This window comes from Pseudomonas sp. S07E 245 (genome assembly GCF_019599025.1).
GTDB lineage: Bacteria > Pseudomonadota > Gammaproteobacteria > Pseudomonadales > Pseudomonadaceae > Aquipseudomonas > Aquipseudomonas shirazensis.
Genome location: NZ_CP080625.1, coordinates 2,031,732 through 2,047,576, shown reverse-complemented (window position 1 = coordinate 2,047,576; position 15,845 = coordinate 2,031,732). Strand labels below are relative to the sequence as shown.

Genomic DNA, 15,845 nt, shown 5'->3' with positions numbered 1-15,845 from the left:
GCCACACCTCGACCATATTCAGGAGAACAGCATGAAATTCAGTGAACAGTGGCTGCGCGGTTGGGTAAACCCGCAAGTCTCCCGCGACGAGCTGGTTGCTCGTCTGTCCATGGCCGGCCTCGAAGTCGACAGCGTCACGCCGGCGGCTGGCCAGTTCAGCGGTATCATCGTCGGCGAAGTGCTCAGCACCGAGCAGCACCCGGATGCCGACAAGCTGCGTGTGTGCCAGGTCAGCAACGGCCAGGAGACCTTCCAAGTCGTCTGCGGCGCGCCTAACGTGCGCCCGGGCCTGAAGATCCCCTTCGCCATGATCGGAGCCGAGCTGCCAGGCGACTTCAAGATCAAAAAGGCCAAACTGCGTGGCGTTGAATCCAACGGCATGCTGTGCTCGGCTGCCGAGTTGCAGATCAGCGAAGAAAACGACGGCCTGCTTGAACTGGCCGCCGATGCGCCGGTTGGTCAGGACATCCGTGAATACCTCAATCTCGACGACGCCAGCATCGAAATCGGCCTGACCCCGAACCGTGGCGATTGCCTCTCGGTGGCCGGTATGGCGCGCGATGTCAGCGCCCTGTACGACGTGCCGGTTACCCGCATCGACGTGCCGGCCGTTGCCGCCAGCCACGACGAAGTGCGCTCGGTTGAAGTCTCGGCCCCGGCCGCGTGCCCGCGCTACCTCGGCCGCGTGATCCGCAACGTCGACCTGGCCAAGCCAAGCCCGCTGTGGCTGGTAGAACGCCTGCGCCGCAGCGACGTGCGCAGCATCGACGCTGCAGTCGACATCACTAACTACGTGATGCTCGAGCTCGGCCAGCCGATGCACGCCTTCGACCTCGCCGAAATCAACGGTGGCATCCGCGTGCGGATGGCCGAGGAAGGCGAGAAGCTGGTCCTACTCGACGGTCAGGAAGTCGCCCTGCGTAGCGACACCCTGGTCATCGCCGACCACACCCGGGCCCTGGCCATTGCCGGCGTCATGGGTGGCGAGCACAGCGGCGTGAATACTGAGAAGACCCGCGATCTGTTCCTTGAGAGCGCCTTCTTCGAGCCGATTTCCGTCGCTGGCAAGGCCCGTTCCTACGGTCTGCACACCGATGCCTCGCACCGCTACGAGCGCGGCGTCGACTCGCAATTGGCTCGCGAAGCCATGGAGCGCGCGACCGCGCTGTTGCTGGAAATCGTCGGTGGCGAAGCCGGCCCGATCGTCGAAGCAGTCAGCGAGCAGCACCTGCCGAAAGTTGCGCCGATCACTCTGCGCGCCGAACGCATCAGCCAGATGCTCGGCCTGGACATGGATCCAGCCCAGGTCGAGCAACTGCTCAACGCCCTCGAGCTGACCACCAGCGCCGATGGGGCAGGGCAGTGGACGGTACAAGTGCCAAGCCACCGCTTCGATATCAGTCTTGAAGTCGACCTGATCGAAGAACTGGCCCGTCTGTTTGGCTACAACCACTTGCCAGTGCGCTATCCGCAAGCCCGTCTCGCCCCCAAAGGCGCGCCGGAAGCCCGCGGTGAGCTGCCAACCCTGCGCCGCCTGCTGGTAGCTCGCGGTTATCAGGAAGCAATCACCTACAGCTTCATCGACCCGAAACTGTTCGAGCTGTTCAGCCCTGGCGTCGAGCCGCTGCTGCTGGCCAACCCGATCTCCAACGACATGGCCGCCATGCGCGCCTCGTTGTGGCCTGGCCTGGTCAAAGCGCTGCAGCACAACCTTAACCGCCAGCAAGACCGCGTGCGCCTGTTCGAGAGCGGCCAACGCTTTGTCGGCCAACTCGGCGACCTCAAGCAGCAGCCGATGCTCGCCGGCGTCGTCACCGGTACCCGCTTGCCAGAAGGCTGGGCCAACCCACGCGATGGCATTGACTTCTTCGACGTCAAAGCCGACGTTGAAGCGGTGCTGGGTTACTCCGGCGCGCTCGCTGAGTTCAAGTTCGTCGCGGGCAAGCACCCAGCCCTGCACCCAGGCCAGACCGCCCGTATCGAACGCGACGGCAAGGAAGTCGGCTACCTCGGTGCTCTGCACCCAGAGCTGGCCAAGACCCTCGACCTGGATCGCCCGGTGTTCGTCTTCGAGCTGATCCTGGAAGAAGTGGTCGAAGGCTGCCTGCCGAAATTCAGCGAACTGTCCAAGTTCCCTGAAACCCGCCGCGACCTGGCCCTGATTGCCGGCCGTGATGTGGCCGCCAGCGACGTCCTTGAAGCAATTCGTGACAATGCAGGCGAATGGCTCACAGACCTCAGGCTGTTTGACGTCTACCAGGGTAAAGGCATTGATCCTGATAGAAAAAGCCTCGCGGTCGGCTTGACCTGGCAGCATCCATCGCGCACTCTTAATGACGATGAGGTGAATGCCACCCTGCAGTTGATCCTCACCTCGCTCGAACAAAGGTTGAACACCACGTTAAGGAAATAACGGCATGGGTGCTCTGACGAAAGCTGAGATGGCCGAGAGGCTGTACGAGGAGCTTGGGCTTAACAAGCGAGAGGCGAAGGAACTCGTCGAGTTGTTTTTCGAAGAGATCCGCCACGCGCTTGAAGATAACGAGCAGGTCAAGTTATCCGGATTCGGCAACTTTGACCTTCGCGACAAACGCCAACGGCCGGGCCGCAACCCTAAAACTGGGGAAGAAATCCCGATCACCGCACGCCGCGTCGTCACCTTTCGTCCAGGGCAGAAATTGAAAGCCCGGGTTGAGGCCTATGCTGGAACCAAGTCATAACGACGAGCTGCCCCCCATCCCGGGCAAACGCTACTTCACCATTGGTGAAGTCAGCGAGCTCTGTGCGGTAAAACCGCACGTGCTGCGCTACTGGGAGCAGGAGTTTCCCCAGCTCAACCCCGTCAAACGCCGCGGCAACCGCCGGTATTATCAGCGCCAAGACGTACTGATGATCCGCCAGATCCGCGCGTTACTGTACGACCAAGGCTTCACCATCGGCGGTGCGCGCTTGCGCATGTCCAGTGATGAAGCCAAGGACGACACGACGCAGTATAAGCAGATGGTTCGGCAGATGATTGTCGAGTTGGAAGATGTGCTGGTGGTGTTGAAGAAATAACCTGATCCGACGAATGGAAAGTTTTTCGAAAAAAAGCTTTCATTAATCAAAAGGTTAGGGTAGATTTTGTACCGTTCTCAGCAGTATTGAGAGCAGTTCGGGGCGTAGCGCAGCCCGGTAGCGCACTTGCATGGGGTGCAAGGGGTCGAGTGTTCGAATCACTCCGTCCCGACCAAATAATCCCAATGACTTAGCCACCTTCGGGTGGCTTTTTCATTTGTAGGCCCAGTGACATTTCGAGTGACTTCGCCTTTTTTATCATCCAATCCTCCTTTTCAGAATCGTCAGCACTGGACCACGCGAGTCCGTTGCTGAAACCTTGTTTGCCGCCTCTATCAACTGCCCAAGCTCAGCGCCTGAGTAGTGACTGGTCACGCTCCCGTTCTTGTGGCCAAGTAGCGACTTCCGATCTTCCTCTGTCACGCCAGCTGCCTTCAGGCGTATGCCGAAGGTATGCTTCAGGTCGTGAATCCTGATTGAAGCGAAACCAGGGCAAGCTGGGCGCAAGTGTTGCCTCGCTGCGCAGCTTCTCAAGCTTGTGGATCAGGCACTGCTCAGCTTCTTCCCGGTCACCAGTTCCAGGACCAGTGCGTATCCAGAGCCAATGGCCTTGAGCTCATCGTAAAGGGTGGTGAACGATGATGTAGGGGCAAATTGTTTGTCGGGATTTGCAGGCATTCCTTATCCCCTGAATTGCCCCAGTCCATGGCCTTTCCGGCAACGGACCGCGGCGGTTCATTGCGAGGCACAACGCTACGACCGCGTTGTAGTGGCGCGATACTGGCCTTTCATCCACGCTGGATGTGCGACAGACCATACCTTCCGCTTTCAGTTGGCCCGGCGGTCTAATAGAAAAATTCCATATTTTGAATAGGCGCATACTCGATTTAGCTCAGAATTTCTGAGCGTTGAGAGGTGCGTATGTCCAGAGATAGATATGGGATCGATAGTGATAGGCTGGTAAGCATGCCGGCTGATAAAGATAACTATCAAGGTGATCAACAAGATCAAGCCGATAAAAATCGTTCAGAGGATCGCGCCCGTTACGTACAGAATCCGCCCTTTCGGAGCGTGAATAGGCAAGGACCGCCGGATTTGTCAGGTTCACCCACTGTAAAACGTTACATATATCAAAAGCATCCCTGGGAATAATCTCCGTATTGGGGCTTAAGTGATCATCTGATCCTTTGGATTAAGTCGACAGAGCCCAGCACCGCGCTGGGCTTTTTGCATTTCAAAGACTGATGGTCAGCGATACTGGTGGAGGAGGGCTGACTCCATGCTGGCCAGCTCCACAGCCGCAGCGGTAAACGCTTCACCGCAATGACCGCAAGCCGTCATGACTTGCGGCAGGTCAAGCGCAGGTCCAACTGGACGGACGCCGAATGGCTTGCGTTTGTCAGTGGCTACAGGAGTGTGTTCAAGGTTAACGTCCTGCGGGTGATTTAGATTGATCCGCCGAATTCGCTCCCAATGCAGGAAGCATCAGGAGTATCGGGCTGCATCGAAGCAGCCTGGATCCTGATCGAGGAATTTCTTCATCCTGCGCCACAGCGTGGTGGTGCTGATGCCCAGGTGCTCGGCTGCGATTCTTCGATTGCCGCCAGCATTGGTCAGTGCGGCGAATAAAATGTCTCGCTCGTTCGGCAGCTTTGACGCACTTTCACCAGCAGGATTGATGGCTGCCGGCGAAAGATCGTCAAGCGCCTCGTCCAGCCAGTCCGGAAGCAACGTGCTGCACTTACTCATCACGCTAAGGCGTTCGACGATGTTGCCTAGCTGTCGTACATTACCTGGCCAGTGGTGATCGCAAAGCCTGGCGATAAGCTTCGGCGTCGTTTTCAGTAGGTCGCTGGCGCTACCTTTGAGAATGTGGCGGGCTAGGGCAGGGATGTCCTCTCGACGCTCGCGCAGAGGAGGCAACCTGAGCCTCAACACGCAGATCCGGTAGTAGAAGTCCTCACGGAACAGCCCTTGGGCAATCAACGCCGGCAGCGGTTTGTTGCTCGCGGTGATAATACGGATATCCACCGGCGTGACCTTGTCGTCCCCCAAACGGATCACTTTCCGCTCCTGCAGAGTTCGAAGTAGCTTTAACTGAATGTCCGTAGAGGTTTCGCTGATTTCGTCTAGAAACAGAGTGCCGGTATGGGCGAGCTCGAACACTCCTGCCCGGCCCTCCGCCGCCGCTCCAGTGAATGCGCCCTTCACGTAGCCGAATAACTCGCTCTCCAGGACGCTGGGCGCGAAGGCTGCACAGTTGATGGCTACGAAGGGACCGCTGCGGCGTGGTGAGGCATTGTGGATACTCTGAGCGAACAACTCTTTGCCGGTGCCGGTTTCACCTTCAATCATCAGGGTGCTGTCCACTCCTGCAAAGGTCGCAGCCAGGGCCTTGGCTTTCAGCAAGGCGGCGCTGTTGCCGATGATGTCGTCGAAGCTGCTTTCGGCCAGGTGGCGGCCTGCCAACGCGCGACGCATCTTTTGCTCGATCGCTTTGATATCCGTCTGGTTTTGCAGGGTGGCGACGGCGCCGATTATCTCTCCCTCAAGCACGATGGGGGCAATGCTCAGTGTCAGCGAAAGTCGGCCTATGTCGATCAACGCGCCACGCACTGGTTTGCCATGGCGGAGCGCCTGAGTGAAGTAATTGCTTAGCGGTAGTTGGGTAACGGCGTCTCCGCAGCTGACTGCACTCAAGTAGGTTCGGGCGACATTATTCATCCTGGTTACCACTCCCGAACCATCGACGCTGAAGATGCCTTCAGACACGCAATCCAGAATTGACTGGATCATCTCGTATCGGTGTTGCAGTTCCTGTCGCTGCTGTCTTCTTTCCTCCTGCACCTGCAAAAGGTGCAAGGCCTCGTCGATCGCTTCTGCTGCTGCGTCACTGTCGGTATCGGACATGACATAGTGCATGCCCCGCGATTTCACCGGTTCCTCGAGTGACAGTCCACCTATGGCTACTTCGATACCCTGCGTCTGCAGGTTGTCGAGTACCGAGTCGGTGTTTTGCAAGCTGCTCAGAGGGTCGATAAAGCAGATTGAAGCATCGGGCAAGAATGGACGGGACTTTTCCAGGATTCTTGCGTAGCCCTCTGAGGTGGCCAAAAAGGCAATTTTCGATGACAGGCGTGAAGCCTTTTCATAAGCATTGATGCAATCGAAAAAGGTATGCCTGACCTCCACGACCGGCACGCGAAAGTGTTCGCGAAGCATGCTTGCGGTCTTGCCTCGACTGATCAGCACCTCAGCACCTTCCTCAATCAGCTGCCGAGCAGTCTTGATCGCATCGGTCTGGGCCGCCTCCACAACGGGCAGCGAAAGCTGGCGCGCTCGCAGGATGCTGTTCATTACCCGGGTCATGGTGGTGGACGGGGTGATGACGGCGATTCCGTTTGTAGGAATCCGCTGCTCAGCCAAGTAGACCTCGTGTTTCATGCGGTTTCCTTATATTTCATTGTTGTTCAGGAAATGAAATTAACTGCAATGAGAAGGTTATCCCTCTGTTGCCTCCTGGCAAAGGTCAGGTGATCGAGCATGCGCTAATTAACTGATCTTAAAAGATTTTATTTTATGTGAAGCCGACGTCGCCGCGCGTGGCACATGCCTTGCTCTACCTCAAGAAAATAAATCCAATAAGAGGCAATGTGTTCATGGACCTGATCTTTATCGGTTTCGGCGAAGCCGCATTCCACCTGGCCAGCGGCCTGGGGCAGCAAGGGGGAATGCGTATAGGCGCATATGACGCCTATAGAGACGACCCAAAGGCTGGCCCGCTGATTCAACAACGTGCCGAGCAGGCGCAGGTGACGCTGTATGACACCCTGGAAGAGGCCTGCCGAGAAGCGCGCTTCATCGCATGTTTGACCAGCGCCAGCAGCGCCCTTGCACTGGCCGAGCGGATCATGCCGCTGCTCCAGAGCGGGCAGCACTACATCGATATGAACTCGGCAGCCCCCACTGTCAAACAGGCTATCGATCGATTACCGCGGGCTGCCGGCGTTGACTTCTGCGACGTCGCGGTGATGGGTACCGTACCGGGTAACGCCCACCGTGTCCCGATGCTGCTGGCCGGGAGCGCCGCCCAGGCGTTTGAGCAGGCTTTCACGCCGCACGGTATGCGGCTGACTGTGCTGGACGCCGAGCCCGGCTCTGCTTCGGCCATCAAGATGCTCAAAAGCGTGGTGATGAAAGGCTTGCCGCAACTGTTTCTGGAATCCTTCCTGGCGGCCGAGCGTTTCGGCGTGCTTGATACCTTGGTCGAATCCTTGGCTGACTCACTGAACGGCAAAACGGTAGAGCAACTCGCCAATACCTTCACCGCTCGGACCTTGATCCATGCGAAGCGCCGCGGTGCTGAACTCGACGATGTAGTGGCGACGCTCGAAGCGGCCGGTGTCGATTCCACCATGTCCACGGCCACCCGCGGTCAACTACAGAAGCTTGCTCTGAGCGACTGGGCCAGCCTGCTAGGGCCGAGTGGCAGCGACATGAATTATCGCGACGCCATTGCCCATCTCGCCCGCCACTCTTGAGGATTGTCGATCATGAACACTGAACAGTATTTTGCTCTGCCTGAACCCATCCCGCAGGACATCCTCGAGCGCTTTCGCAAACTCAGCCCCGCCCAGCTTTGCGATGGCATGCAAAGCCTTGGTATTGCACGTAATGGCTGCATGGACAGCGATCTGATGCCGCTTGATGAAAGCAAGATCATGCTCGGCACCGCCTACACGGTGGATACCGAAGACGGTGACAATTTCCCTATCCATGTTGCCATTTACCAAGGCCGGCCAGGGTACGTGCTGGTGGTGGCTGGCAAGGGCTATCGCGGTCGTGCCTACATCGGTGATCTGATGGCTGGCGCTGCCCAGGCAGTTGGCCTCAGCGGTCTGGTGATCGATGGCTGCGTACGTGACAAAGTGCCGCTGGCTGAGCTGGACATTCCGGTCTACGCCAAGGGATTCATGCAACGTAGCCCGGCCAAGCAGGGCCCCGGCAAGATCAACGCACCAGTGCACTGTGCCGGGATAGAGGTCACTCCAGGCGACTTGGTCTTCGGCGATTACGACGGTGTCACTGTCGTTCCTCGTGGACGCCTGCTCGAAGTCTTGCAGGCTTCGGAGAAAAAGGATGCTTATGAGGCCAAGCGGCGCGAGGTCATCGATGATTACGCCCGTCGTAGGGCTAACGGTCAGCCGCTGCCAGAGCTCGCGCCGGCCTGGGTGACTGAACTGCTGATCGGGCGCTGATGCATTCAAGGGAGTCCAAGAGGCTCTACTGATACACCGTTTCCGCACTATAAGAATAAAATTGGGAGATGCCCGAATGCTTACCGCTCTCGGCTATTTGTTGATCGTTTCGTTCCTGATCCTCGTTATCAAGCAAAAGCTTTCCCCATTCACCGGGCTGATCGTCGTTTCGCTTATTGTCGGTGCGCTGGCGTGCATGGCCTCCGGTGTGCCGTTCGATACGCTAGTCACCTGGGTAAGGGAAGGCCTGTTTTACACCGTCAACGCAGAAGGCAAGGTGTCGCTGGGGACCGTCAACCCGACGGTGATGATCCTGTTCGCAGTTCTTTACTTCAGCCTGATGATGAATGTGGGTCTGTTCGATCCGTTATGCACATACCTGATCCGCAAGGCCAATGGCGATCCATTGAAGATCATCCTGGTCACGGCTTTCACTTCTTCCGTGGTAACCCTCGATGGTGATGGCACCACTACCATCTTGATCATCACCAGCGCCTTCCTGCCGCTTTACAGACAAATGGGCTTGAAGTTGTCGAACTTGGCCATGCTCATCATTCTCCCTTGCGGACTTGGCAACTGCCTGCCCTGGGGCGGGCCGTTGGCGCGTGCTGCCGCAGTGCTCAACGTGGAGGTGAACACGCTGTTCGTGGCAATTTTGCCGATCCTTGGCGTGTCATTCATTTATGTGTTTTTCATGGCCTATCTGATGGGGCGCAAGGAGCGCATTCGGCTAGGTTTCATACCGGGCGAGCGGGCCATCGTCACGCCGCAGCAGATTGAGGAAATGGTCACGGTGATCGAGGAGAACGACCGTGAGTTCAAGCGGCCTAAACTGTTTCTGTTCAACCTGGCCCTGACCATCGGCATGCTGGTCACCCTGCTGGCAGGCTGGGCGAGTGGGGCAATCGTATTCATGCTCGGCACCGCCATCGCTCTGGCGGTGAACTACAGCGCCACCGAGCAACGTGACCGTATCACTGCCAACGGTGGCGATGCCATCGCAGTTGCGTCGATCATCATGGCGGCAGGCTGTTTTCTCGGCATCTTCAACGGCAGTGGCATGGCTGCTGCGGTCGCGCAAAGCATCGCGGGTCTGATCCCCGAATCAATGGGCAGTCATACCGCCCTGATGTTCGCCTTCCTGGGGGCGATCGCCTGCTACGCATTGCCGGTGGACGCCTATTATTTCGGCATCCTGCCGGTAGTAGCGCCGATTGCCTACCAGTTCGGCATCACTCCTACTGAAATTGGTGTTGCCTCGTTCATGGGGCAGGCGCTGCGTTATGCCAGCCCTACGGTAGCCTGGTTGTTCCTGCTGATGAACCGGACCGAGATGACGTTCGGGCAATACCAGAAAGAGTTCTTCAAATGGTCGCTGCCGCTGTTCGGCATCTTTATCGTTACCGCGATCGTGACGGGAGAGTTGCCCGTGGGCTAATCAGCCTGCCAGCCAAGTGCTGGGTGCAGCCAGTCATCGCTGTGGTTATGCCGCGATGACTGGCCTACAACCTTTTGATCACAAAAGCGGTGATACCGAGATAGCCCTGCAGCAGTGCACCGGTAATGAGGAACGAGAGCGCTGCGACCATGCACAGCGGCAGTGCCCTCTGGGTTAATGTGGCCCAAAGCGTACATGGTCATCACCTTCTGGCGGGCATGCAGGCGCCGCCTGTGCGGGGGAGGCACTCATCACTTGAGGGATGATATCCTTCCGCTTACCAAACAAGGAGAGTGGTCATGGGCTGGCGGGAGAGGCATAAAGCGTTTCAGGAGTGGTTTACGCCGCGGCGACGTCGGGGAGCGGGCGGAACGTTGCTTGCCGTCTGGGCTGTCGGTATCTGCATTTACCCAAGCACGTATTGGGTCTACGTGATGATTCCAGGAATCATGTGGTTCATGAGCGCTTGGCCGGCTGAGCTTCATGACAAAAGTTGATGAGCAAATTCAAAAACGACACTCCATATCTTTCATCCGCTTTTGCGCTTCGCTGTTGATCAGCCTCGCAAGCGCTCAAGTCTTTGCTTTCGGGGACATGAGGCAGCTTCCCGGCTCTGAGATCGTGGCTGCTGGCGAAATTGAACAGATGTCATGTCCGCTCGGAGGCAAGGACGACTGCCGCTCTTGGCCGCGTGATCTCTACAAGGTAAGGAATGAGAACATTTGTTTCACGACAAACGTTTCATGCGGCTTTAGGTGCGAAGGCTTCCTCGCTGAGAGAGCTCAGGTGGTAACGCTGTATGTGGCTTCCTCCTATAGCCTCAATAGTGGAAGCATTAAACGAGTCAGGTGTCCCTAGCAATTCTAAATTGTGATGGGCTGCATTCTGTTCTGATGCGTGTCCCGCCATAGGGCGTAGAGGCCGCGGGTTAAACATCGTCTTGTTGAAACTCTGGAGCTACCTGGGCATGTAGTTCCGCTGCCAGCGACGTGGGATGGCTAGCGAGGACGCGGCGAGTGCAAACACCAGAAGCCCGTTGATTACAAAAGCTGTGATCCCGAGATACCCCTGCAGCAGCGCGCCGGCAACTGCTCCCAGCAGCATTCCCATCCAAGGCACAAGCTGCACCCGCCAGCCCGGCTTGCGCTCACCCATCAACCACCGGCCAAGCCCGCGGCCGAAGCGTGACAGGGCGCCGGTGACGTAAGTCAGCCCGATCGGCAAACCATTCACTTCCTCGACCACGGCATTGATCATGCCCATGGCTATGACAGTGCACACCAGCGAGAACAGCGGTATAGGGGTCGAACCCGCCAGGCAGAGCAGGGCGCCTACGCAGAGCAGCAACGGCCAGGAGCGGCGGCCGACCAGGCGCGTGACGATCACGCCGATGGCATTGCCAGCGATGAACGCGCCGATCAGAGTGCTGATGGTGAGGATGGAGCTGTAGTCCCGCTCACCAATTGAAACCGCAAGGCGGGTGGTATTGCCGCTCATGAAGGATACGAAATCACCTGTTGCGGTGAACCCGACTGCGTCAGTCATGCCGGCGAGGAAGGAGAGTGCTGCGACCATGCACAGCCCAACTTTGCCACGCAGCCGAGCTATGCGTCTTCCGCGTGCTGTATAGAATGCTGAGTCAGGGAGCATCAGTGCCTCAGAGGCTTTTGGAAACAACGTATTACCGGACAATAAAACCTGTTTCAGGCCGCGTCAAATCATGTCCAAAGGCTGATTTTCCTGCTTCCCTGTAGTTCATTTCCCAAACATATTCCCAGCGCCTTTAAGCTCTTACAGGCCAACCTCAGCGCATCTAGCCTCATGCCGTCGCCGCAAATGCTGCGACCGGCTTTGACAGGCTGTACTGATGATTGAATCACGTGCTCGCTTATGGCGGCTGTACGTGGGGCACCTCGTGTGCGCCGAGTTCCCTCATCCTCGGTCTGTCAACCCGCGTATAGCTGCCACCCACCTGTTTGAAAGCAGGCATGCTTCAGAAGAAAGTCGTAATCCCGACAAAGTACGCCCGACCCGGCACGTAAAAGCTGGTCGACTCATCCCGCGGATCTTCATCGAGCAGGTTCTGCACGCCGGCATTGAGTGACAGCCAGTTGGTCGCCGCCCAGTTGGCGCTCAAGTCATAGGTGGTGTACGACTTGACGAAGTCAGTGCCCAAACCGCGCTGCTTGCCCACATGCTGCGCCGACAGCTCGGTGCCGAGGCGATCGCTGATCTGCCAGTCGATGGCGCTGAACAGCGACAGTTTTGGCGCGCTGATCAGGTCGCGGCCGGTCGACAGGTTGCGGCTTTCGAGCATGTAGGTGGCGTTGGTGCGCCAGCTGGCATTTTCCCACAGGGGGACTTTGCTACTGCCTTCCCAGCCGCGGGTGCGGGCTTTGTCGGCGTTCTCCAGCATGGTCCACCAGCGGCCCTGGAAGTTGCCCAGCGGGGCGTATTCGATCTTGTCCTTGAAGTCGGTGTGGAAGTAGGTGAGGCCTGCTTCCCAACCGCCGTGGTCAAAGGACACGCCGATTTCTTTGTTGGTGCTGATTTCCGGGCGCAGGTTTGGATTGCCGGCCATCCAGCATTCGCCGGTGACGTACCCCAGCGGCCGCAGCGACGTGCAGCCGCGACCGCCGGAGTTGGTTGCCGCACCGGCGCTGCCTTCTTTCAGGCTTGGCGCACGGAAACCTCGCGACACGCCGCCGCGAACTGTCCAGTCCGGGTGCGGGTGGTAGACAAGGTAGGCGCGCGGGCTGTTGTGGTTGCCATATTCGTCACTGTGGTCGAAGCGGTTGCCCAAGGTCAGCGAGAGGTTGTCGAGCAGGAACAGTTCGTCTTCGATGAACAGCGCCGAGTAGTCGCCCTCAAGGTCCGCACCGCTGACTGGCTTGCCCTGATAATCGACGGGGACGGTACCCAGCGTGTCGGTGTTGGTCAGTTGCTCGCGCTTCCATTGCCCGCCAACGGTGAGGCGCTGGTTGATCAGCAGATCGAACGGGATGTTGAGGCTGCCTTCGACGATCTTTTCCTCGGAGCTGGCCTTGCCCCAGCTGATGTCGTTCTTGAATTTGTTCAGGTAGGCGTCGATCCGCGAGGTGCCAAAGCCCCAGTCCGCGTTGTGCGAGATGATGAAGCTGTCTCGGGTCAGGCGGGCAGCACCAAAGCCTTCACCAATGGTTTCGTCCCAGTCGCCGAAGGTCTTTTTCGACGACCAGGAGCGCTCCACGCCTTGGGTGGCTTCGAATGACAGCTGGTGGTTGTCGTTGACTTGCCAGTTGAGCAGGGCGTTGACGCTGTGGTCCTTGGCCCCGCCAGCGCCGTCGTTGTAGACGAAGTCGCCGAGGGTATCGACCCGCGGTTCGACTTCGTCGGCCGCCCGCCGGGTGAGGTTGGCGCCCAGGCGCAGGCCTAGCGATTCGGTGATCGGGCCGGACAGGTTGACGCTGGTCTGGTTGGTCTGGCCGCGGTCGGAGTCATCCGGGATGGTTGTGTTGGCGTGGAGCGAGCCGCTCCACTCACGGGAAACCTTGCGGGTGATGATGTTGATGACGCCGCCCATGGCGTCCGAGCCGTACAGCGACGACATCGGCCCGCGCACGATCTCGATCCGCTCGATCATGTTCGGTGAGATCCAGTTAATGTCCTGGCGGCCCAGGTCGCGGCGGTAGTTGGTGTCGGCGGAGCTGCCGATGCGTTTGCCGTCCACCAGAATCAGCGTGTACTTGTCGTCCAGGCCGCGCAGCTTGATCTTCGATTGCTCGCCCACCGGGCCAAAGCCGCCGGTCACACCGGGGATACGCCGCAGCAGGGTGTTGAGGTCGTACACCGGCTGGCGTTCGATCTCTTCGCGGGTGATGACACTGACGCTGGCCGGGGCATCGCGCACATCAGTGCCGCCGCCGCTAGCGGTGACGAACGAAGCTTGCAGTTCAGTGGCAGGCAGCGGCTCTAGCTCGAGGGTTTCTTCGGCCTGAACAGGGCTTGCGGCGATCAGCGCCAGGGTGAGCAGGGCACGGCAGAACGGTGGGCGTGGCATCGTGGAACAGTCCTTGTCGATCGGTTGGATTCAAGAGGCAGAATGCAATCGGGGTCGGACGGTATCGCAAATGAGAACCATTTAAAAGTAATTGCCCAATTTTGTTTACACAAAACTGACAAATACTTTACTGAGCACGTTGATGCTTCTTGCTCGCCGAAGGCGTGATCGGAGCTTCATTCAGACGTAAAAAAGCCCACTCGGCGGTGGGCTTGGCGGCAGCACGGTAACGTTACAGCAGGCGCAATGAGCGCCGTGCTCGATCTCACAGTGAGGTGGCGATCACCTGGGCAAGCTGCATGTCGGACATCATCGGCTCGCTGTGTGTCGAGCGATAATAGCGTGATGCTTGTTCAAATTGCGCGCCGCAGATGGTGCTGTCAGAACCGATAAAGGTGAGGGCAACGATAGAAGAAGGCGAGATGTTGCAGTTGTGCTCAGTCAGCCTTATGGCCGGCTGGCTTCAGGCATGGGTACGCAACCACTCGTCGGCGACATCGCCCATGGTTGCTGGCGCGCCGCTCTTGATCCAGGCCATGAACGTACGGTCGAATTTGAAGGCTTCGCCGCATTCGGCAATCAGGAATTGGCGGACCTTCTGGGTGTTACGGTACTGAGCGTCCAATGGGGTGGCGCGGGTGATTGGTCCTGAGTGCCAGTTTAAGCTCATGGCTGATCCGGTGATGGCGACTTGAAGCGGCAGGTTAGCACTGAAGGGCGTGGCGTTGTCCATGGATTGAGTTGGCTGGGCTGCTCAATCTGAACTGCTCGGCACGTGGACTGCCCAACGACCACACACTGAGGAAACTGCGATGACCGATCCAAAAGACGACCAGAAAGACAGCCAGGTGCCGGCTCATTCCACCGAAGAGGAAAAGGCTCGGCTCAAGGACAAGAACAAGGATGGCATTCCGCCTGGTGCCGAGTGAAAGCGCGCCTCGGCGGCCAGGCCATCAAGCATGTGGGACTGGCCGCCATTTACATAGAGCCGTTTCCTGCCAAAGCGGCGAATATGTTCAACGTTCAGACTTCCTGGCGCGATCAGCCGGCGGTCAATCCATCTGCAGATAATTGATCGAAATCGCCACCACCTCCGCCGAGGCATGCAGTAACACCGGCACCAGCAAACCGCCGCTGGCTATACGTGCGATGGCGAGGATCAAACCGACGGCAACCAGCGTTACCAAGGTGATCAGGTTGTCGTACTGGTTGTGCAGCGCAGCAAACACCAACGTGCTGACCACGATCGCGGTCCACTGCCAGAAGCGGCCACTGTCCAGCGGAAACACGCGCATCACGTAGTGCCTGAACATTAGCTCTTCGGCGACCGGCGGGAACAGCACCAAGGTCAGGCAGAGCAGGGCGATCTGGGCCGGGCCTAGGCCGTCGTAGAAGTGCACCATGAAGCTTTCGCGGGGTATCTGCAAAAGGTGCATCAGCAGCGCGCACAGCGTGTAGGTCCCGACCATGGCGATCAGACCGAACAGCAACGGGCGCCGCCAGTGCTGGCCGAGGATCACCTGCCTGAGGCCTTGCTTGCGGTACTGCAAACACAGCAGCACCAACAGGCCGATCGCGGCATAGCCTACCGAGTTGATCAGCTTCTGGCTGGTGAGGGGCGCGGACGGGTCGGGCAGGACAACCAGCACGCTTGCGGCGAGGTAAATGATGAGCGCCAGGGCCAGCATGCCAAGACGCTTGAAGACGTTATAGCGTGACGGCGCAGGGGCTACCGCTGAGGGCAGCGATGATGCTGAGGTTTGCACGGGGACGTTCCTTGTTTGAGCAATTCGGCGGGCATCATGCCGTTGCCGCTATCGCCTGACAATCGACGATCGTAGATAAACAATATTTACCCAGGGCGGTGCCAGCGTGGCTAATACTCAGGCCCCGGAAACCAGCTTGCTGACACTGGTGGTCTGCTGATTCCAGATCATCTCGTAGTGGCTGGACAGCACAACGCTCGTTTCCCAACTTCCCATAGCAATGCGCCTGAATGGTGCAGGGTTGCCTTGGGATGAGTCATAAAGCACACGCCTGAGGCCGTCATGTT

11 protein-coding genes, 1 tRNA gene and 2 pseudogenes are annotated in these 15,845 nt (G+C 58.3%); 7 read left to right on the top strand and 7 right to left on the bottom strand.

The window, feature by feature from the left end:
• The first annotated feature begins 31 nt into the window (after nucleotides 1-31).
• The 4 genes from pheT to K3F44_RS09310 all read left to right on the top strand — a co-directional run bounded on the left by pheT (nucleotide 32) and on the right by K3F44_RS09310 (nucleotide 3,232).
• Nucleotides 32-2,413: a phenylalanine--tRNA ligase subunit beta gene (gene pheT, locus K3F44_RS09325; protein WP_220633872.1), complete on the top strand. Its 2,382-nt coding sequence runs from the start codon at nucleotides 32-34 to the stop codon at nucleotides 2,411-2,413.
• Between the two features lie 4 nt (nucleotides 2,414-2,417).
• Nucleotides 2,418-2,720, top strand: a complete 303-nt coding sequence (gene ihfA, locus K3F44_RS09320) for an integration host factor subunit alpha (protein ID WP_002553164.1) — start codon at nucleotides 2,418-2,420, stop codon at nucleotides 2,718-2,720.
• On the top strand, nucleotides 2,701-3,057 hold the full coding sequence (locus K3F44_RS09315; RefSeq protein WP_220633871.1) for a MerR family transcriptional regulator: 357 nt from the start codon (nucleotides 2,701-2,703) through the stop codon (nucleotides 3,055-3,057). The genes ihfA and K3F44_RS09315 overlap by 20 nt, the downstream gene beginning before the upstream one ends.
• A gap of 98 nt (nucleotides 3,058-3,155) precedes the next feature.
• A tRNA-Pro gene (locus tag K3F44_RS09310) sits at nucleotides 3,156-3,232 on the top strand.
• Between the two features lie 83 nt (nucleotides 3,233-3,315).
• Here K3F44_RS09310 and K3F44_RS09305 read toward each other — a convergent pair.
• Together K3F44_RS09305 and K3F44_RS09300 are read right to left on the bottom strand one after the other, a co-directional pair.
• Nucleotides 3,316-3,570 (bottom strand): annotated as a pseudogene (locus K3F44_RS09305) (site-specific integrase); the annotation flags it as partial.
• Between the two features lie 972 nt (nucleotides 3,571-4,542).
• On the bottom strand, nucleotides 4,543-6,501 hold the full coding sequence (locus K3F44_RS09300) for a sigma 54-interacting transcriptional regulator (RefSeq protein WP_220633870.1): 1,959 nt from the start codon (nucleotides 6,499-6,501) through the stop codon (nucleotides 4,543-4,545).
• Between the two features lie 170 nt (nucleotides 6,502-6,671).
• On the opposite strand from K3F44_RS09300, the gene K3F44_RS09295 reads away from it, so the two are divergent.
• From K3F44_RS09295 to K3F44_RS09285, 3 genes are all read left to right on the top strand, one after another.
• Nucleotides 6,672-7,598, top strand: a complete 927-nt coding sequence (locus K3F44_RS09295; RefSeq protein ID WP_220633869.1) for an NAD(P)-dependent oxidoreductase — start codon at nucleotides 6,672-6,674, stop codon at nucleotides 7,596-7,598.
• A gap of 12 nt (nucleotides 7,599-7,610) precedes the next feature.
• Nucleotides 7,611-8,315 carry an RraA family protein gene (locus K3F44_RS09290; RefSeq protein WP_101320390.1) on the top strand — a complete coding sequence of 235 codons (705 nt, stop codon included), beginning with the start codon at nucleotides 7,611-7,613 and terminating at the stop codon, nucleotides 8,313-8,315.
• 76 nt (nucleotides 8,316-8,391) lie between these two features.
• Entirely contained in the window at nucleotides 8,392-9,753 is a 1,362-nt protein-coding gene (locus K3F44_RS09285) for a CitMHS family transporter (protein ID WP_101320388.1), read from the top strand.
• A gap of 957 nt (nucleotides 9,754-10,710) precedes the next feature.
• Here K3F44_RS09285 and K3F44_RS09280 read toward each other — a convergent pair.
• The 5 genes and pseudogenes from K3F44_RS09280 to K3F44_RS09260 all read right to left on the bottom strand — a co-directional run bounded on the left by K3F44_RS09280 (nucleotide 10,711) and on the right by K3F44_RS09260 (nucleotide 15,558).
• Nucleotides 10,711-11,403 (bottom strand): YoaK family protein, encoded by a 693-nt coding sequence (locus K3F44_RS09280; protein ID WP_101320384.1) that lies wholly within the window; start codon nucleotides 11,401-11,403, stop codon nucleotides 10,711-10,713.
• 343 nt (nucleotides 11,404-11,746) lie between these two features.
• Nucleotides 11,747-13,792, bottom strand: a complete 2,046-nt coding sequence (locus tag K3F44_RS09275; RefSeq protein ID WP_220633868.1) for a TonB-dependent receptor domain-containing protein — start codon at nucleotides 13,790-13,792, stop codon at nucleotides 11,747-11,749.
• Nucleotides 13,793-14,057: 265 nt separating this feature from the next.
• A pseudogene (locus tag K3F44_RS09270) lies at nucleotides 14,058-14,195 on the bottom strand (DUF2388 domain-containing protein); the annotation flags it as partial.
• 60 nt (nucleotides 14,196-14,255) lie between these two features.
• Nucleotides 14,256-14,462 carry a DUF6434 domain-containing protein gene (locus tag K3F44_RS09265; protein WP_101320380.1) on the bottom strand — a complete coding sequence of 69 codons (207 nt, stop codon included), beginning with the start codon at nucleotides 14,460-14,462 and terminating at the stop codon, nucleotides 14,256-14,258.
• A gap of 382 nt (nucleotides 14,463-14,844) precedes the next feature.
• Entirely contained in the window at nucleotides 14,845-15,558 is a 714-nt protein-coding gene (locus tag K3F44_RS09260) for a CPBP family intramembrane glutamic endopeptidase (protein WP_220633867.1), read from the bottom strand.
• Nucleotides 15,559-15,845 lie beyond the last annotated feature (287 nt).

Coding starts and splice junctions, on each gene's coding strand:
- pheT (WP_220633872.1), top strand. CDS start 32: ATGAAATTCAGTGAACAGTGGCTGCGCGGTTGGGTAAACCCGCAAGTC.
- K3F44_RS09275 (WP_220633868.1), bottom strand. CDS start 13,792: ATGCCACGCCCACCGTTCTGCCGTGCCCTGCTCACCCTGGCGCTGATC.
- K3F44_RS09285 (WP_101320388.1), top strand. CDS start 8,392: ATGCTTACCGCTCTCGGCTATTTGTTGATCGTTTCGTTCCTGATCCTC.
- ihfA (WP_002553164.1), top strand. CDS start 2,418: ATGGGTGCTCTGACGAAAGCTGAGATGGCCGAGAGGCTGTACGAGGAG.
- K3F44_RS09280 (WP_101320384.1), bottom strand. CDS start 11,403: ATGCTCCCTGACTCAGCATTCTATACAGCACGCGGAAGACGCATAGCT.
- K3F44_RS09300 (WP_220633870.1), bottom strand. CDS start 6,501: ATGAAACACGAGGTCTACTTGGCTGAGCAGCGGATTCCTACAAACGGA.
- K3F44_RS09290 (WP_101320390.1), top strand. CDS start 7,611: ATGAACACTGAACAGTATTTTGCTCTGCCTGAACCCATCCCGCAGGAC.
- K3F44_RS09315 (WP_220633871.1), top strand. CDS start 2,701: ATGCTGGAACCAAGTCATAACGACGAGCTGCCCCCCATCCCGGGCAAA.
- K3F44_RS09265 (WP_101320380.1), bottom strand. CDS start 14,462: ATGAGCTTAAACTGGCACTCAGGACCAATCACCCGCGCCACCCCATTG.